At 68.4% G+C, this 17,278-nt stretch carries 14 protein-coding genes; 8 read left to right on the top strand and 6 right to left on the bottom strand.

The annotated features are described in order from the left end of the window. The first annotated feature begins 36 nt into the window (after positions 1-36). The 7 genes from ccmE (at position 37) to NPJ82_RS12520 (ending at position 5,695) form a co-directional block, all read left to right on the top strand. A complete protein-coding gene (ccmE, locus tag NPJ82_RS12550) occupies positions 37-471 on the top strand; it encodes a cytochrome c maturation protein CcmE (protein WP_149680885.1) in 435 nt (144 codons plus the stop codon). After that, positions 468-2,384, top strand: a complete 1,917-nt coding sequence (locus NPJ82_RS12545) for a heme lyase CcmF/NrfE family subunit (protein WP_342657579.1) — start codon at positions 468-470, stop codon at positions 2,382-2,384. Before ccmE ends, NPJ82_RS12545 begins: the two co-directional genes overlap by 4 nt. Beyond that, entirely contained in the window at positions 2,384-2,911 is a 528-nt protein-coding gene (locus NPJ82_RS12540; RefSeq protein WP_342657578.1) for a redoxin family protein, read from the top strand. The genes NPJ82_RS12545 and NPJ82_RS12540 overlap by 1 nt, the downstream gene beginning before the upstream one ends. Positions 2,912-2,937: 26 nt before the next feature. After that, the gene (locus NPJ82_RS12535) at positions 2,938-3,312 is read left to right on the top strand and encodes a cytochrome c-type biogenesis protein (RefSeq protein ID WP_240313396.1); all 375 of its coding nucleotides are present in this window, start codon (positions 2,938-2,940) and stop codon (positions 3,310-3,312) included. Continuing rightward, the gene (locus tag NPJ82_RS12530) at positions 3,312-3,941 is read left to right on the top strand and encodes a hypothetical protein (RefSeq protein WP_267351141.1); all 630 of its coding nucleotides are present in this window, start codon (positions 3,312-3,314) and stop codon (positions 3,939-3,941) included. The genes NPJ82_RS12535 and NPJ82_RS12530 overlap by 1 nt, the downstream gene beginning before the upstream one ends. A 378-nt stretch (positions 3,942-4,319) precedes the next feature. After that, positions 4,320-4,889: a hypothetical protein gene (locus NPJ82_RS12525; protein WP_342657577.1), complete on the top strand. Its 570-nt coding sequence runs from the start codon at positions 4,320-4,322 to the stop codon at positions 4,887-4,889. Then, positions 4,886-5,695: a hypothetical protein gene (locus NPJ82_RS12520; RefSeq protein ID WP_342657576.1), complete on the top strand. Its 810-nt coding sequence runs from the start codon at positions 4,886-4,888 to the stop codon at positions 5,693-5,695. The genes NPJ82_RS12525 and NPJ82_RS12520 overlap by 4 nt, the downstream gene beginning before the upstream one ends. A 266-nt stretch (positions 5,696-5,961) precedes the next feature. Here NPJ82_RS12520 and NPJ82_RS12515 read toward each other — a convergent pair whose 3' ends face one another. Beyond that, a complete protein-coding gene (locus NPJ82_RS12515; RefSeq protein ID WP_174236572.1) occupies positions 5,962-6,174 on the bottom strand; it encodes a DUF3072 domain-containing protein in 213 nt (70 codons plus the stop codon). A gap of 53 nt (positions 6,175-6,227) precedes the next feature. Next, positions 6,228-7,334: an alanine dehydrogenase gene (ald, locus tag NPJ82_RS12510; protein ID WP_342657575.1), complete on the bottom strand. Its 1,107-nt coding sequence runs from the start codon at positions 7,332-7,334 to the stop codon at positions 6,228-6,230. 131 nt (positions 7,335-7,465) lie between these two features. Between ald and NPJ82_RS12505 the strand changes: the two genes are divergently transcribed. Further along, a complete protein-coding gene (locus NPJ82_RS12505) occupies positions 7,466-7,909 on the top strand; it encodes an Lrp/AsnC family transcriptional regulator (RefSeq protein WP_112381081.1) in 444 nt (147 codons plus the stop codon). Here the strand turns inward: NPJ82_RS12505 and NPJ82_RS12500 are convergent. From NPJ82_RS12500 to NPJ82_RS12485, 4 genes are all read right to left on the bottom strand, one after another. Next, on the bottom strand, positions 7,881-10,442 hold the full coding sequence (locus tag NPJ82_RS12500; RefSeq protein WP_342657574.1) for an EAL domain-containing protein: 2,562 nt from the start codon (positions 10,440-10,442) through the stop codon (positions 7,881-7,883). The two genes, NPJ82_RS12505 and NPJ82_RS12500, sit on opposite strands and share 29 nt — an antisense overlap. A gap of 271 nt (positions 10,443-10,713) precedes the next feature. Further along, a complete protein-coding gene (locus NPJ82_RS12495) occupies positions 10,714-13,863 on the bottom strand; it encodes an autotransporter domain-containing protein (protein ID WP_342657573.1) in 3,150 nt (1,049 codons plus the stop codon). Positions 13,864-13,933: 70 nt separating this feature from the next. Next, the gene (locus NPJ82_RS12490; RefSeq protein WP_342657572.1) at positions 13,934-16,315 is read right to left on the bottom strand and encodes a TonB-dependent receptor; all 2,382 of its coding nucleotides are present in this window, start codon (positions 16,313-16,315) and stop codon (positions 13,934-13,936) included. Then, positions 16,315-17,250 carry a FecR domain-containing protein gene (locus tag NPJ82_RS12485; protein WP_342657571.1) on the bottom strand — a complete coding sequence of 312 codons (936 nt, stop codon included), beginning with the start codon at positions 17,248-17,250 and terminating at the stop codon, positions 16,315-16,317. The genes NPJ82_RS12490 and NPJ82_RS12485 overlap by 1 nt, the downstream gene beginning before the upstream one ends. Positions 17,251-17,278: the final 28 nt, after the last annotated feature.

The following is a 17,278-nucleotide window of genomic DNA, read 5'->3' as shown; positions in this document are numbered from 1 at the left end:
GCTGGTCAGCTGGCTGGCGATGAAGCGCGCCGAGAAATGACCGCAAAGCATCAACGTCTCGGGCTGGCGCTGCTGGCGGTGGCGGCGATCGTCGCGGCCGCGTTGCTGGCGCTGTCCGCGCTGAAGGATCAGGCGGCGTTCTTCTATGCCCCGTCCGATGTCGCCAAACAGGGCCTGCCGCTGGGGCGTGCGGTGCGGCTGGGGGGCATGGTGGCGGCGGGATCGGTGCAGCGCGCCGCCGACGGGGTGACGGTGCATTTCGCCGTGACCGACGGCGTCGCCACCACGCCCGTCGTCTATGCGGGCATCGTACCCGACCTGTTTCGCGAGCGATCGGGGGTGGTGGCGGAAGGCCAGTTCCGGCCCGATGGCGGCTTTGTCGCGACCAACCTCCTGGCCAAGCATGATGAAAAATACATGCCGCCGGAAATGGCGGGCAAGATGCACGAAACGAAGACCCTGAAGCCGTGATCGCAGAGGCCGGGCTTGCCGCCTTGTGGTTCGCCGCGGCGCTGGCGGGATTGCAGATCCTGCTGGCGGTGCTGGGCGTGCGGCGCGGTGACGCCATTGGCGATCAGGCGCGCGACGGCATCCGCGCGGTCGCGATCGTGCAGGGTGCGCTGGCGTTGCTGGCGATGGCGCTGCTGATCGCGCTGTTCCTGCGATCGGACATGTCGGTGCGGCTGGTGGCGGAGAACAGCCATTCGGCCAAGCCGTGGCTGTACAAATTCGCCGGTGCCTGGGGCAATCACGAAGGATCGATGCTGCTCTGGGTGACGATCCTGGGGGTGGCGGGGGCCGCCGTCGCCCGGTTCGAGCGCGCGCTGGACGGGCGGACGCTGGTCGCGACGCTGGGCGCGCAGGCGGGGATCGCGCTCGGCTTCTATGCCTTTTTGCTGTTCTCCTCCAACCCGTTCGACCGGATACCCGCGGCGATCGACGGCATGGGGCTGAACCCGCTGTTGCAGGACCCCGGCCTCGCCTTCCACCCGCCGACGCTGTACGCGGGCTATGTCGGGTTGTCGGTGGCGTTTTCCTTTGCGGTGGGGGCGCTGGTTACGCGCGACGTGGGGCCGGCGTTCGCGCGGGCGATGCGCCCCTGGGTGCTGGGCGCCTGGGTGTTCCTGACGCTGGGGATCACCGCCGGATCCTACTGGGCCTATTACGAACTGGGCTGGGGCGGCTGGTGGTTCTGGGACCCGGTGGAGAATGCCTCGCTGATGCCGTGGCTGGCGGCGACCGCGCTGCTCCATTCGGTTAACGTGCTGGCGGCGCGCGACGGCCTCAGGGCGTGGACGGTGATGCTGGCGGTGGTCGCCTTTTCGATGTCGATGCTCGGCACGTTCCTGGTGCGCTCGGGCATCCTGACCAGCGTCCATGCCTTTGCCGTCGATCCCAAGCGGGGCGCGTTCATCCTGGCGCTGCTCGCCCTCTATATCGGCGGGGCGCTGGCGCTGTTCGCAGGCCGCATCGGCACGGTGAAGGCGGGAACGGTGTTCGCCTCGGTCAGCCGCGAGGGCGGGCTGGTGGTCAACAACCTGTTGCTGTCGGTGATCCTGGGCGTGGTGCTGATCGGGACGCTGTACCCGATCGTGGCGGCGGCGTTCGGGGTGCAACTGTCGGTGGGGCCGCCCTTTTTCAACAAGGCGGCCGGGCCGATCGCGCTGGCGATGGTGGTGGTGATGGCGGTGGGGCCGCTGCTGCGCTGGCGGCGGGACGACGGCCGCGCGCTGCCGCGGCGGATGGCGGTGCCGGCGGGGGTCGCCGCGGCGGTGCTGGTCGCGCTGCTGGTGCTGGCGCCGATCGGGGTGCTGCCGCTGCTCGGGCTGGCGCTGGCCGCCGGGCTGGCGGTGGCGAGCGTCATGCCGCTGGGCGGGCGCAACCTGCGCCGGACGCCGCTGCCGATCTGGGGCATGGTGGTCGCGCATCTGGGGCTGGCGGTGAGCCTGGTGGGCATGGCGTGCGACAGCGCGTTCACCGCCGAGCGGCTGGCGGCGGTGCGTCCCGGCGAGACGGTGACGGTGGGCCCGTGGCGCGTGACGCTGGACGGGATCGCGCCGGTGGTAGGCGAGAACTGGTCGGCCTTGCAGGCGCGGCTGACCGCGCGCACCGGGAATAGCGTGCGGGTGCTGCGCCCGCAGTCGCGCTTCTTCGCGACGCCGCCGACGGTGACCAGCGAGAGCGCGATCCTGACGCGGTGGAACGGGCAGCTTTATACCGTGCTGGGCCAGCCCGATGGATCGGGGCGCTGGCAGGTGCGACTGTGGTGGAAGCCGTTCGTGACGCTGATCTGGGCCGGCGGCGGGATGATCGCGCTGGGTGGGTTGCTGGCGCTGGTCGGGCGGTGGTGGCGGACGCGGCGGCAGCGGAGGGCGTGGAACTGATGCGGCGGTGGTTGCTCTGGGTGCCGTTCGGGGCGTTCGCGCTGCTGTTCGCGGTGGTGGCGAGCGGGCTGTTCCGCCCCGCCGACCGCACGGTGCGCTCGACCCTGGTCGACAAGCCCTTGCCGGCGTTCAAGCTGGGCGCGGTGGTGCCGGACAAGCCAGGGCTGGCGAGCGGCGATTTCGGGCACGGGCAGGCACGGCTGCTGAACGTCTTCGCGAGCTGGTGCGTGCCGTGCATGGCAGAGGCACCGCAACTGATGCGGCTGAAGGCGATGGGCGTGCCGATCGACGCGATCGCGATCCGCGACACCGGGCCGGCGGTGCAGGGCTTCCTCAAGCGCTTCGGCGACCCCTATACGCGGATCGGCAACGACCGGGTGAGCCGGGTGCAGCTGTCGCTGGGGTCGTCGGGCGTGCCCGAGACGTTCCTGATCGATGGGCGCGGGCGGATCGTGCGGCAATATGTCGGCGATATCCAGCCGGACCAGGTGGCGGGAATCGCGGCGGCGGTGAAGGCGGCGCAGTGATGCGGTGGCTGTTGCCTTTCGCACTGATGCTGACCGCGCCCGTAGCAGCGCAGGTCGCGGCCCCGGCGGAATATGCCGATACGCAATTGCCCGACGGGCGCCAGGAGGCAGCGGCGCGCGGATTGATGGAGACGCTTCGCTGTCTGGTGTGTCAGGGACAGTCGATCGCGGACAGCGACGCGCCGATGGCGGGCGACATGCGCGCGCTGGTCCGCCAGCGTATCGCGGCGGGCGAGGAGCCGGCGGCGGTGCGCGACTGGCTGGTCGAGCGGTACGGGGCATATGTGACCTATGACCCGCCGCTGGGGGCGGCGACCTGGCCGTTATGGCTGGCGCCGCTGCTGCTGCTGGGCGTGGGGGCATGGCTGGCGCGGGGCAGTTTCCGGCGGAAGGAGCGCTGATGGGCTGGGCGATGCTGCTGCTGGTCGGGCTGGGCGCGATGGCGCTGGTCGTGGCGTTGCGGCTGGCGCGGCCGTTATGGCCGATGATGGGCGCCGCGCTGATGCTGGGTGCGGCGGGCTATGCGGTGCAGGGGCATCCCGGCGTGCCCGGCGCGCCGGTGTCACCGCGCGCGGAGGGGCTGGCCGAGGATGACGGGCTGCTGGACATTCGCAGCCGGATGTTCGGGCGGTTCGGACCGGATGCAGCAATCTTTACCGCGGCGGATGCGATGAACCGCTATGGCCGCGACCGCGGCGCGGTGCAGGTGATGCTGGGGTCGATCGGCGGCAATCCCCGAAGCGTGCCGTTCTGGACGCATCTCGGCACGACGCTGGCACGACATGACGGGAACCAGATGTCGCCGGCGGCACGCTTCGCCTTTGCGCAGGCGCGGCGCCTGGGGCCGCGCGACCCGGCACCGTTGTTCTTCGAAGGACAGGCGCTGATCCGGGCAGGCGATTTCGCCGCCGCCCGGCCGCTATGGGCGCGGGCACTGGCCCTGTCCGATCCGCAGGCCGGATACGCACCGGAGGTGGCCAAGCGGTTGATGGTGCTCGACCGGTTGCTGGCGGCGCAGGGCGGGGGGTGAGTGTTCGGGGTGCGGTGTTACCCGATAGGGGTTGAGTGACTTCGTTGAATCATCGTTTCCGGGCAAGAGTGTCCTAAAAGCGATCAAATTCCGAGAATGCCCGGATTGGGGTAGAAAGCCGACGTTCTGGTTTACGACGAACAACCGCAAATGCTCTTTTGGTTATTCTAAACATCGCCGATCCAGCTATGATCCTGCTACTGTGACGCGCTAGGCAGGATGGAGAACCGTGCGCGATAATACAGGTCGGGCAGGCGTGTCATATTTGCCAGCGGCTGGGTAGGAATACGGGGGAAACGGTCGCCCATTCTTGTCTGATTGCCCTCTCGCGAAACCCTGTCAAAATCAGGCCGTAGGCGGGTCGCATAGGAGTTGCGGATGGCAGGAGGTAGCAAGGATCGAGCTAAGCATACGGCTGCTCGCGGAGTTAAGAAGCCTACCCGACAGCAGCTTATGTCTGAAATACCCGATCCGGCCGACATGCCCGCTTATTTGAAGATGCTACACTTCGAGGCTGATGACCGGGGTTGTGCCATCATGGGCGGGGGTCTGGTTGAGCACTACCTTACGCAGGCGATCAAATGCCGCTTAATTGATCCGGGAGCCAAGCTAGCGGGTGAGTGGTTCACTGGACCTAGTGCGCCATTCTCTACCTTCTCTGCTAAGATACAGTTAGGCATGGCGATTGGTATTTATGGCCCCTTGATGCATGGACGCCTTAACGCGATCAAGGATGTTAGGAATGTGTTCGCTCATAGGGCGCTACCTTTGACCTTTGACCATCCGACTTTGCTAGAGTCGATTTTGAAGCTAGCTCCATTCTTAAAGGGGTCGAAAGAAGATAACTACAAATTGGTCTATGCTACCGGGTGTGTGGCTATGGGGGATGCTCTAATCCAGGACGCTGCCGCCCACTCTGGTCGAGACATGGAGACGACATATCCATGAAGCGGTTGCTAATGCCGGGTTTGGTGTTGCTGCTAGGTGCCGCGAACGCGCCAGCCGTGCAAACCAAGTATCCATCGAGCAAGGCACAAGCGGCTGTAGCCGCAGCAGTTCCTGATCAGGATAGAGGATGCTTGGGCAAGCCGTCAGATCGGTCATCGGAGTTATGCGCTCAGTGGTCCGCTGTCGATGTTTCAGCATCGGCCCTGAAATGGTCCGAAGCCAGTTTTTGGCTTGGGATCATCGGGGCGGCTCTCGGCCTCCTTACTGCTGTGGCAGCATTCCTAGCAGCCCGGTATGCAAAGAAAGCATTTGAAGCCGCAGAGATTGATCTACGCCCATGGCTTCAATTTACCATAGAGCCGGGTTGGGCAAGTGGTCGTGAAGATGGCTACACTGCTGCCATTGTGGTCAAAGCTACCAACATCGGCAGAACTCCCGCTACCGACGTGAGTTGCCTTTCCGAAACACACAGATACGATAACAGGGTCGTGGAAGATCACTTCCTGCCATTCTTCAAAAGCGATGTATTCACCGATCAAAATACTGAGCTAGTCTCCCTCCTGCCCGGAGAGAGTTACACATTCCAAGTTCTGTCTGACGTTCCCAACGATGACACAAAGCGCATTCCTACCATTGGCATCAAGCTAGGATACAAGTGGTCAAACGGAAAGCGAGCTAGGACATGTCGCGCCTTCCACTCTGATTACCGCTGGGAAGGGCCGACGATCAATCCTCATACCGGCAATCCCCAATGGCATTCCACGGAACAACGGTTCTGGGTCGCTCCCGTCAACGTGACCGAATGACGGCTTGGCGGTTCGAGTCCCTGTTGCGGACTCACGTCGACCTGCCCTTTGCCATTCGCCTAGGCAAAATGTTACATCACGCGTTGCCAACAGTGACAGCGGCCCAAACAAAAGTGTTTTTCAATGCCTTAGGAGGATGTCGGTAAAATCCTCATCTGGCCACTCGCGGTGCGTCGACTAATGGACGAGCGTGCTTGGGAACTTGAAATGACGCCTTGAGGGAGCGAGGCGCGCCCCGCTCCCCCGGATACGACAAAGGGTCGGTTTTACTGCCCGCGACCGGTCTTGGCCTGCAGTTCGTCGATACGCTTCGATGCATCCGCCTTGGTCAGTGTGTCGTCGAAGGGTTCGCCCGCTTCCTCGGACAGCGTCTTGAGGTAGCTGGCCTGGGCGCCGGTCATCGCCTCGTCGCCGGTGGTCCAGTCGTCGGGGTCCTTCTCGGCGTTGGAGAAGGGTTCGCTCTTGGGATTGTCGGTCATCGCGATCGGTATCCTTTCGCGATGACCAACCAACATGTTCCTTATCCGTTCCCTTATGCCGTCCATGCCTGGTACGGCAGGTCCAGATCGTCGGCGACCGCCTTGTAGGTGATCTTGCCGTTCATCACGTTCAGGCCGTTGGCGAGGTGCGGGTCGGCGCGCATCGCCGCCTCGGCGCCCAGATTGGCGAGCTTGAGCGCGAAGGGCAGGGTCGCGTTGTTGAGCGCGAAGGTCGAGGTGCGGGCGACCGCGCCGGGCATGTTGGCGACGCAGTAATGCGTCACGCCGTCCACCTCGAACACCGGGTCCTCATGCGTGGTGGCGTGGCTGGTTTCGAAACAGCCGCCCTGGTCGATCGCGATGTCGACCAGCACCGATCCGCGCTTCATCGTCTTGAGCATGTCGCGGGTGACCAGCTTGGGCGCGGCGGCCCCGGGCACCAGCACCGCGCCGATGACGAGGTGCGCTTGTCGAACCGCCGCGGCGATCGCCGCCTTGCTGGCATAGGCGGTCTTGATCTGGCTGGAGAAAAACATGTCCAGCTCGGCCAGGCGGTCGTTGCTGATGTCGTAAATGGTAACGTCGGCGCGCATGCCGACCGCCATCTGCGCGGCGTTGACGCCCGAGACACCGCCGCCCAGGATCGCGACCTTGGCAGGCGCGACGCCGGGCACGCCGCCGAGCAGCACGCCGCGTCCGCCCTGGAACTTCTCCAGATAATGCGCGCCGACCTGTACCGACATGCGGCCGGCAACCTCCGACATCGGCTTCAGCAGCGGCAGGCCGCCGCGCGGGGCGGTGACGGTTTCGTAGGCGATGCAGGTGGCGCCCGACTTCATCAATCCTTCCGCCTGCGGCTTGTCGGCGGCGAGGTGGAGATAGGTGAAGAGCAGGTGATCGGAGCGCAGCATCGCGATCTCGCCCGCCTGCGGCTCCTTGACCTTTACGATCATGTCGGCGCCCGCGAAAACCTCGGCGGCGGTCGGCAGGATGGTGGCACCGGCGGCGACGTAATCGGCATCCTCGAAGTCGATGCCGCGTCCGGCGCCGGTTTCGACCACGACGCTGTGGCCGGCGGCGGTCAGCTCTGCCACCGAAGGCGGGGTGAGGCCGACACGATATTCGTGGTTCTTGATTTCCTTGGGAACGCCGACGCGCATGACTTGTCTCTCCTGTAACGTGTTGCGCATTGCTGTACCGCCAACAGGATCGGAGAGGCTCGCAAACTCCTCCCGCCTTGCTATGTTCGCTGCATGATATGTGCGTTCAAGACGGGTAACGCAGGATCGTTATGAGCGATGCGATCGAGCGAAAGATTCTGGCGCTTTTGACGCAGAATGCCGATCTGACCAGTGCGCAGATCGGGGAGCGGGTGGGACTGTCGCCCAGTGCGGCGCATCGGCGGGTGGCGGCCTTGCGCGAGGCGGGGGTGATCACGGGGTACCGGGCGGTGCTGAGCCATGCGGCGCGGGGCAGTCCGACGATCGTGCTGGTCAACGTGACGCTGCGCGACCAGCGGCAGGATACGATGGCGGCGTTCGAGCGGGAGATCGCCGACCGGCCGGAGATCGTGCAATGCTTCCTGATGAGCGGGGAGGCGGACTATATGCTGCACGTCGAGGTGCGGCGCGACGACAGTTTCGAGCGCATCCACCGCGAAACGCTGGCGCAATTGCCCGGCGTCACGCGGCTGGCGTCGCATTTCGTCATTCGCGAGGTGGTGCGGCGGGGGTGAGCCGGTCGGCGACCGCGGCGGCGGTCATCGGCATGCCGAACAGGAACCCTTGCGCGGAGGGACAGTGCTGGGCGTGCAGATAATCGGCCTGGGCCTGCGTCTCCACCCCCTCGGCGACGACCTCCATGCCGAGGCGGCGGCCGAGCCCGACGATCGCGTCGACGATGGCGGCGTCGCCGGAGCCGGCACAAAGATTGCCGACGAAGCTACGGTCGATCTTGATGACGTCGACGGGAAAGTCCTTGAGATGGGTGAGCGAGGCGTAGCCGGTGCCGAAATCGTCCAGCGCGATGCGTATGCCGCCGGCATGGAACGCCTCCAGCATCGTGCCCACCGCTTCCGCGCCGCGGCCGAGGAACACGGTTTCCGTCACCTCCAGCTCCAGCCGCTCGGGCGGGATGCCGGCATGGTGGAGCCGGTCCATGATCCGCTGCACCAGATTGTCGTGACGGAACTCGGCAGGCGACAGGTTCACCGCGATGCGACCGGGATCGAGGCCGGCGGCGAGCCATTGGCGGATGTCGGCGATGACGCCGTCCAGCATCCGCTCGCCCAGCGCGGGGGCAAGGTCGAAATCCTCGAACGCGGCGGCGATCGTCTCGGGCGCCTGGATGCCGTGATGGCCGTGATGCCAGCGAAGCAGCGCCTCGAACCCGGTGATCCGGCCGTCGTGCAGCGACACCTTGGGCTGGTAGAAGGGCAGGATGCGCGCGTCGCGCACCGCGGCGCGGGCGATGCCGAGCATGGAGGCGCGGCGTTGGAGATGCGCGCGCATCTCCGGCCGGAACAGCGACAGCGTGCCGCGGTGCCGCGCCTTGCCCGCATAGAGCGCGATGTCCGCCGCCTTCAGCAGGTCGGCGGTGTCGCCGCCGTCGCGCGGGTATAGCGAGGCGCCGGCGGTCGCCTGGCAATCGAGAATGTGGTTGTCATGGGCGAAGGGTTCGTGGAGCGCGCGCAGGGCGGCACGCACGGTGTCGCCCACCGTATCCACGTCCTGATCGGGGGCCAGGGGGATGAAGGCGGCGAACTCGTCGCCACCTAGGCGGCCAAGGACTGCATCGTCGCCCAACGCCCGGGCAAGGCGGGCGGCAAAGGTGGAGAGCAGCCGGTCGCCCGCATCATGGCCGATGGTGTCGTTCGTTTCCTTCAGGTGATCGACGTCGAACAGCGCGAGCGCAAGGCGACGACCGCTGGCGCGGGCCCGTTCGATCGCGGCGTCGAGATGCATGGTGAAATGTGCGCGGTTGGGCAGGCCGGTCAGCGCGTCGTGATTGGCGGTCCAGCGGATGCGGTCCTCGGCCGTCCGCTCCTCGGTCACGTCGCGCACGGTGACGAGGACACGCGCCAGCGTGCCGGATGGAGCCTGGATGCGCCAGCCATCGGTGCGCATCCAGCGTTCCTCACCCGTGTCGGCGCGGCGGATGCGCAGCGTCACGTCGAAGCGATAGGCGCTGTCACCGGCGCGGACCGCCTCCACCAATGCGGAAAGCAGGTGGCGATCCTCAGGCACGACCAGCGCGAGCGCGGTGGCCACTTCGGGGGCGGCATCGGGGGAAAGGCCGAGCATCGCCTTGAACTCGGGCGACCATGCGCGGCGGTCGCGCACCGCGTCATAGTCCCAGATACCCAGGCCCGTGGCCTCCGCGGCGAGGCGGAAGCGCTCCTCGCTGGCGCGCAGTGCCTCCTGCGCCAGGGTACGATCGTCGATATCCTCCAGCGTGCCGTACCAGCGGACGACCCGGCCTTGCTCGTCCAGTCGGGCGGAGGCACGCGACCGGAACCAGCGATACGCGCCGGTCGGGGTGCGTAGCCGGTATTCGATGTCGATCGGCTCCCCGCTGGCGACGGCCCCCCGCCAGACGGCGATGGCCCGGCCCTTGTCGTCGGGATGCACCGCGTCCAGCCAGCGCGCGTCCAGCGCCTCGTTCGAGGTGCAGCCGGTGACGTCGGACCAACGCAGACTAACCGTCTGGATCGCGCCGTCCGGGCTGGCGGTCCATCCGATCTGGGGATTGAGTTCGACGGTGTGGCGGTAATGCGCCTCGCTTTCGCGCAACTCCTGTTCGGCGATGCGCTGCGCGGTGATGTCCTGCGCGACCGTGATGGTGGAGGCGACATGGCCGTCCGCATCGCACAGGAAGGAGACATGGACGGCGCACCACACCACGCTGCCATCGGGGCGGCGATAGCGTTTTTCGATGCGAAAGGGCTCGGCGCGTTCGCGTTGCGCGCGGTAGAGCGCGCTGCTGCGGGCGACATCGTCGGGATGGGTGAAAGCCTCCATCGACACACCGTCCAGCACGTCGGCGCAGCGCCCGATCAGGTCGCAGAAACAGCCATTGACGGCCAGGACGCGTAGATCGACGTCGCGGTGCAGAATGCCGATGCGCGCACGGCTGAGTACCTCCGACAGCGGCGGCCCAGCCGAGGCGTCCCACGGGCCGCCCAGTTCGTGCAGCAGCGGGCTGCGCCGATCGGGACCCAGCGCGGCGGGGGGCAGCCCGGTGACCTTGCCGAAACCTCCGCGATCCAACCGTCCCAACCCCAAGTCCCCCAAATCATCTGCCGGTGATGTCGACCGCGCGACAACGATCAGGCGAGAATATAGGTATTCAGGTCAGAGGTTTAACAATGGGTGACAGACCCGTTTCGGGTGGATCGCGGCGCGTGGGGAGATGGGCCGGCGCGGTGATGGGGGGCACCGCGCCGTGCAGCGAAGCTGCCGTGTCAGACGCCGCTTCGCTGCTGCTAGGCCGCCATTGGAAACAAACGGGCAGAAAGATGCCGGCGCATCGCGCGAGCCATCAGAAGCGGACGAGCAGGCTGCCGCGAACCGACAGCGCCAGATCGTCCTGCCGCTCCTCGGCGTTGAATTCGCCCGCCAGGCGGAAGCCGTAGGAGCCGCCGATCGCACGGACCCGGCCGATCCAGCCGCTGGTGCGCTGCGTCGGGTCAAGCGTGAAGCGCTGCCCACCCTCGAACTGACCGGTGGTGGCGCCGAGTTCACCGGCAAGGATCTCGCGCCGGCCGCCTTCGACCTCGACGCGGAACCAGCTCTGGTTGACGACCTGGCCCATCCAGTTGCGCGAATTGCCAAGGAAATCGATGCCCGCCGCCAGGCTGGCGGTGCCGGCCAGTTCGTCGCTGGTGCGCGTGTCGATGCGCAGCGCGAAGCCTTTGCCACCACCCTGATCGGCATGCGCCTTTTCGCTCAGGCGGTAGTAATCGATCGCGGCGACAGGACGGACGAAGAAGCGTTCGCCGCCCATTTCATAGGACATGGCGCCCGAGGCGGAGAACAGATCGCCGTTCCAGTCGCTGCGTGCCAGGCGATTGACCTGGGTGGTGCCGGCCGTGCCGAGGAAGCGGCGCTCGCCATCGAAGTTCACGCGCGCGGCGGAGATGCGGGCATTGGCGGCAAAACTGCCCCAGTTGCCGCGCCAGTATCCGGCCGCCTCGTACTGGCCGCTGTTCACGCGGTTGGCGTTGGCCTTCATCGTCTGGCGCCCGTCCAGATAGGCGAGGGCGACGCCGAAATGGCCGATGCCGGTGGCGCGCTCGACGCCGCCGGCCGCGCCCCAGCCCGACACGTCATAGCCGCCGCTGGCGACGCTGCCCGTCTTCAACTGCCACGCAGCGGGCGCGATCCAATAGCCCCAATCGCCCTCCTGGCGCAGCAGGCCGGTGGGGTCGGCGATGACGCGGGCGATGGCGCGCGAACCCATGGTGACCATCTCGAACGTGCCATCGGCCTGGTCGGGCAGCATCTGGTCGACGGTGCGGCGGAACACGGCGCCGTCCGAGATCCCCAGCACGACATTGCCCAATTCGGCATCGGTGGCGAGTGCGGCATAAGCGGCGTCGTACAGTTGCGCGGTCTGACGACGCAGGCCGAGTTCGGTGGTGGTTTTGCGCGCGATATCGACGCTCACCTGATTCGCAGTGGCGGTCAGCGTCCCCTTGAACAGGAAGGGGATGGAGGTGGCGGACAGGGTCAGCCCCTCCACCCCGGCGAGGGTACCGGCGCGAAGTGCGACGTGGCGGCCCTCCACCCCGGTCAGGCTGGTGATGCCGACGGCCAGCGTCGCACCCTTTTCGATGGTCGCGCCGCCGATCACGTCGAGCGCGGGCGTGGTGCGCGTGCTGCCGTCCAGCGTCACGCCCAGCGTCGCCTTGGCGCCCATGGAAAGCGAGGCGATGTGCGTCGGTGCGGTGAGCGCAAGCGTGCCGCCGGCCAGATTGACCGCCAGCCCGGCGGCGTTGGCGAGGGCGCCGCGGAAGCCGGCGGTGTCGCCGATGCGCAGCACGTCCGCGCCGCCGCCGAAATCGGCGGTGCCGGCGAAGCGGCTGGTGCCGGCCAATATCATGGTGTCGTTGCCCGCGCCGAAGCGCAGCGTGCCGGCGACGGTGCCGGTCTGGATATCCAGCGTGTCGTTGCCGCCGCCAAAGCGAATGTCGCCGTTGATCGCGGCCCCGGCCACGCCCGACTGGCGGATGGTGACGTCGCCGGTGGCTGCCGACACATCGATCGCGACCGAACGTCCGGCGGTGGCGAGACCCCCGGTGGCGGCGATCACGCCGCTATTCTCGATCGTCCGGACGGTGCCGGATGCGTCGTGGATGGCGATGGCGGTCGCATCGGCGCCGCCCGCGGTCGCCTGGATCGTGCCGGCATTGCGGATCAGCGGCACGGTGGCGCCGGTGTCGATGCGCAGCGCGGTGGCGATCGACTGTGCGGTATCGCCGCCATTGGCCGCGACGGTGCCGGTGACGTTGACCTGCGGCACGCTGGCCCCCGCACCGATACGGATCGCGGTGGCGCTGGCCCCGTTCGCCACGGCAGCGACGCGCCCTGCCACACCCAGACCACCGGCGATGGTCACGGTACCGCCCTGTCCACCGATGACGAGAGCCTGCGCGGTGATGCCCTTGTAGACGCCACCGGCCTGGATCGTGCCGTCGATCACCATGCCGAAGCCGTCGCTGCGCCCGGCAAGCGCACCGACCGCGACCGTGCGGTCCGCCGCGCCGACCAGCACGGCAGGGGCAGCGCCGAAGGACGTGACGAGGGCGGTGCCCTCCTGCGCGTCGTCGATGCCGTCCTTGTCCTCGTCGCGGTCGCTGGGGCTGGCGTCGCGCGGGGGCACGGCGAAGATGATGCCGCCTGCGACATTGTCCGCGACCAGAAGCGCCGGGCCGCCCTGCAACAGATCGTCGGCATCGAGCTTGTCGACCGAGGCGGGCAGGGTGGTCGAGCGATAGCCGGTCGCGGTCAGCGTGCCCTGAACCTCCAGCCGGCCGCTGACCGGTCCTTTGATCCGCGCGGCGCTGGCGTTCAGGCCGGTGGCGCCGATCGCGCCGGCGAGCCGGACATTGCCGGTGACCGCACCGGTGCGCACGCCGACCGCGCGGTCGCCGGTCACGGTGGTGGTGCCGTTGTGCACGAGGTTGCCGGTCAGCGGGCTGTCGACCCGGATGCCCGCGGAGTCATTGCCCTGGACCGTGATGACGCCGGCCTGCGCATGGGTGATGTCGCCGGCATAGGCGCCGGTGACGCGGATGGCGACGCGGTCGCTGCCCTTGGCGAAGGGGCCGTCGAGATCGCCGTCCTTGTCGTCGTCGGTGGGCTTGTAGGTCTCGTCCAGCGTGATCTTGCCGCTGTTGGTGATGCCGCCACCCCCGGCGGTCGCGGCAATGCCGGTCGCGCCATTGGCGTCGCGGATGGCGATCGTGCCCTGGTTGACGACGGCGTTGCGGCTATCCTGCGTGACCGCGGTGCCGGTGGCGATCTCCACCGATCCCTTGTCGGTGATGGTGATGGCATCCGCCGCGCCGCCCTTGACGGTGGCGGTGCGCAGCGGTGCGGTCTGCTTGGTGGCGATGCTGGTCTGCGCGGCAGCGGGCATGGCAGATACGGCAAGCATGGCGGTGGACGCCATGAGGCAGGTACGCATGGAGAAGACCCTTTTTCTGTCCCTTTGTGGAACCAGACGGAGCCGAAAGCGTGCAGCCTTGATCGGGTGGTCAGAAGCGCGCGTCGAGCCCGAGGCGCAGGGTGCGCGGCCGGAGCGGCGTCACCTGCCCCATGCCGACGCGGAACGGGGTGCCGAGCGCGAAGCGGTTGCCGCGCGTGTCGGTCAGGTTGTCGATCGCAAGCGAGATCCCGAAGGGGCCTCTGTTCATGCGCACGGTGGCGGCGCTGTCGACATAATCGCCCTGCCACTCGCCCAGATAGGGGCCGATGCCCAGGCGCGAGCGGCCGACATAGCGCGCCCAGCCATCGACCGCGATGTCCCAATGGTCGTTCAGCGCGGCGCGGTAGCCGACGCCGAGGCGTGCGGTGCAGTCCGCGACATTGGGGATGTCGCCGCCCAGCCGCAGCGCGGAGACCGCGGCCTGTGACAGCGCCTCGGCAACCCAGGGGGAACGCGCGCTGGCGAACAGCGCCGCGCCCGTGCCAAAGGCGGTGACCCGGCTGCTGTTGACCGCGCCGGCGGCGTCGATCTGCCAGCCCGGTGCCGGGCGCCAGCGCAGCCCGAGCGTCGCCGACCAGATGGTGCCGTCGCCGAGATTGGCGGTGGAGGGCAGGCCCCAGGGGTCGAGGTAATTGGCCTGGATGCCGTGCCAGCGACTGCGCGACAGGGCGAATTGCGCGGACCAGCGGCCCGCCTCGTCGCCCAGCCGGGCGCCCGCCTCCAGCGCATAAAGCCGGTCGCTGAGGAAATGGCGCACCGTCTCGCCCTCGATCGCCAGGCCGCCGGGGCGGAACCCCTGCTGATAGCGCGCATAGAGCGTCGCTGCGGGCAGGCGCCAGGTGAGTGCCGCCGAGGGCAGGGCGACGCGCATGGTGCGGGTATCGGTCAGTTCCGGGGCGGCACGCAGGGCGAGTGGTGCCGCTTCGTCGGCACGGCCGCGCAACTCGACCTGCGTCAATCGCCCGCCGGCGGTGGCGAGCAGGCGAGGGGTCAGCGCCACCGCGCCCTCGCCATACAGCGTCGCCTCGGTGACCGACTCGCCGCTGCGGATGGTGGGGGTGAGGCCGATCGGGGGGACGAAGCGGCGGTCGAGGTCGCGGCGATGGTCGATCAGGCTCAACCCCGCGACCCAGCCGCTGCCATCGCGGCCCGCCTGCCATGCGCGCGTTTCCGAGGTCAGCATCCGCGTCGTCTGGCGCTGGACCAGCAATTGCGGGTCGCCGCCGGGCAGGGTGGCATCGAAGCGCTCGGTCAGCGACTGCCGGACGATGCCGGTGGCGGAGCGCAGCGACACGCCGCCGATCCGCCCGGTGATCGCCAGCTGGCCCAGGCCGAAGCCGGTGCGATAGCCTTCACGCAGGGCCCGGTTGTTGACCAGCGGCGGTGCGGCCTCGTCGGCATATTGGCTGTCGCGGCCGTCGATCGACTGGCCGGCGCCCGATGCCTCGACATACCAGTCGGGTGCGACCTGCCAGCCGATCGCCGCGCGTCCGCCGGCCATGGCGACGCGGTTGGCGTTGTCGCGGCCGAGCAGGGGTTTGTCGATATAGCCGCCCTCGCGTCTGGCGTAGCCGACGATGCGGGTGGCGACGCTATCGGTGACGGGCAGGTTGAGCATCGCGGCGATGTCGCCGCCGGGCTCGCCGTCGCTGGTCGAGGACAGGCCGGCGGTCAGGCTGGCGCCGGGGCGGGTGGCGTCGGGGGCGGCGGGGACCATGCGGATGATGCCGCCGAGCGCGCCCGATCCGTAAAGCGTGCCCTGTGGACCCTCCAGCACCTCCACCGCACGAACGTCGTAAAGCTGCAGGCTGGGGTCGGCGCCGTTATAGCCCAGGCGCAGGTCGCCCCAATATTGGCCGACGATCGCCTGGGCGGGGCCGGTGAAGCTGGAATCGGCGATGCCGCGGATGAACAGCTTGTTGCGACCCTGTCCGAGATGGGTGGAGCCGACGCTGGCGGTGCGCGAGACGATGCGTTCGGTGCCGCCCGCGCCGCCGCCGAACGCCAGATCGCCGCCATCGATGCGCAGCGCGGTGCCGGGAAACCAGCGCGCCGGCACCGCGCGCTTGCTGGCGATGACGACGATCTCGCCGGGGGGCTCTTCGGTCGGCAACGGCACAAAGGGGCGCGGCGGCGGGGGTGCCGGTCGGGGGCGGGGGGACAGGCGCCAGATCGTCGCACCCGCCCGCTGAACCTGCGCGCCGCTCGCCTGCGCCAGCCGATCCAGCGCGGCGCGGGTGGACAGGCGACCGGCAATCGAAGGGACGGGGCGGCTCCACAAGGCGGGGTCGACCGCGATGCTGACGCCGTGCTGTCGACCGAGAACGGCGACCGCCTGGCCCAGTGGGCCGGCGGGCAGCGCGATCCGGGGCTCGCCGGCCATTGCCGGCGCCGCCCCGATCAATCCGGCCGTCAGCAGGAGGTGCCGCATCAGGACCCCGGACCAAGCTCCCACCCGTCGCCGCGGCGGACCATCGCCACATCGACGAGCGCCCCCAGGCTGGCGGGATCGCGGCGGATGCCGTCCAGCGCGACGGTGCCGGTAAAGGGGCGGGTGGCAACCGCGGGGGCCACGGTGATGCGCAGGCCGAGCGCCTGGCCGACCTCTGCCGCGACGGTGCCGAGGGGGGTCGCCAGATAGCTGAGCTGTCCGCGTTCCCACGCCCCGACCGAGGCGACCGCGACGTGCGACACCACGCGGCGCGCGCCCTTCACCTCCAGCCGGTCGCCCGGGCCGAGCGCGAGCCGCTCGCCGGCAGGGTCGACCATCACCCCGCCTTCCGCCACCGCGACGCGCAGGCCGGTGGCGGCGCGCGCCACATCGAAGACGGTACCGGTATCGACCAGTTCTTCTCCCCCGACGCGGACGCGGAACGGATGCTGCGCGTCATGCCGGATGGTGAACAGCGCCTGCCCGCGCTCCAGCGCGGCGAGGCGGGTATCGGCACGGTCGAGGATCAGGCGGGTGCCGCCGGCCAGCGCGATGCGGCTGCCGTCCGCCAGTGCCACGGTGCGGGTGGCGCCGGCCGCCGTCTCCACGGCATAGGGCTGCGCCGCCGGATCAGGGTCGCCGACGAGGAAGAATACCGCAGCGGCGGCGGCCGCCGCGGCGGCGACACCGGCAGGCCACCAGCGGCGACGGCGCGTTGGTGCAAAGGCGGGGGTGGGCGCGGGGACAGCCACCGGGGCATGACGCAGCAGGTCGGTCATGTCCGCCAGGTTCGCGGCGGCATGGTGATAGCGATCGGCGCGCGCAGGATCGGCCGCCAGCCAGTCGGTCAGCGCGTCCCAGTCATCGAACGCGGGATCGGCGCTGCGTATCGCCCAATCGCGTGCCGTCTCGTCATCGCCGTCACCTGCCATCATGGCCTCCTGCGGTGAAGGACGGAGACAT

It is taken from the genome of Sphingomonas sp. NY01 (genome assembly GCF_038809135.1).
GTDB classification, from domain to species: Bacteria; Pseudomonadota; Alphaproteobacteria; order Sphingomonadales; family Sphingomonadaceae; genus Sphingomonas; species Sphingomonas carotinifaciens.
This window is presented reverse-complemented; position numbering and strand designations above follow the sequence as displayed.

What these genes read in the sequence shown, in the direction of transcription:
- ccmE (WP_149680885.1), top strand. Translation starts at nt 37, where the DNA reads ATGACCGCAAAGCATCAACGTCTCGGGCTGGCGCTGCTGGCGGTGGCG.
- NPJ82_RS12540 (WP_342657578.1), top strand. Translation starts at nt 2,384, where the DNA reads ATGCGGCGGTGGTTGCTCTGGGTGCCGTTCGGGGCGTTCGCGCTGCTG.
- NPJ82_RS12535 (WP_240313396.1), top strand. Translation starts at nt 2,938, where the DNA reads ATGCTGACCGCGCCCGTAGCAGCGCAGGTCGCGGCCCCGGCGGAATAT.
- NPJ82_RS12530 (WP_267351141.1), top strand. Translation starts at nt 3,312, where the DNA reads ATGGGCTGGGCGATGCTGCTGCTGGTCGGGCTGGGCGCGATGGCGCTG.
- NPJ82_RS12525 (WP_342657577.1), top strand. Translation starts at nt 4,320, where the DNA reads ATGGCAGGAGGTAGCAAGGATCGAGCTAAGCATACGGCTGCTCGCGGA.
- NPJ82_RS12520 (WP_342657576.1), top strand. Translation starts at nt 4,886, where the DNA reads ATGAAGCGGTTGCTAATGCCGGGTTTGGTGTTGCTGCTAGGTGCCGCG.
- NPJ82_RS12515 (WP_174236572.1), bottom strand. Translation starts at nt 6,174, where the DNA reads ATGACCGACAATCCCAAGAGCGAACCCTTCTCCAACGCCGAGAAGGAC.
- ald (WP_342657575.1), bottom strand. Translation starts at nt 7,334, where the DNA reads ATGCGCGTCGGCGTTCCCAAGGAAATCAAGAACCACGAATATCGTGTC.
- NPJ82_RS12505 (WP_112381081.1), top strand. Translation starts at nt 7,466, where the DNA reads ATGAGCGATGCGATCGAGCGAAAGATTCTGGCGCTTTTGACGCAGAAT.
- NPJ82_RS12495 (WP_342657573.1), bottom strand. Translation starts at nt 13,863, where the DNA reads ATGCGTACCTGCCTCATGGCGTCCACCGCCATGCTTGCCGTATCTGCC.
- NPJ82_RS12490 (WP_342657572.1), bottom strand. Translation starts at nt 16,315, where the DNA reads ATGCGGCACCTCCTGCTGACGGCCGGATTGATCGGGGCGGCGCCGGCA.
- NPJ82_RS12485 (WP_342657571.1), bottom strand. Translation starts at nt 17,250, where the DNA reads ATGATGGCAGGTGACGGCGATGACGAGACGGCACGCGATTGGGCGATA.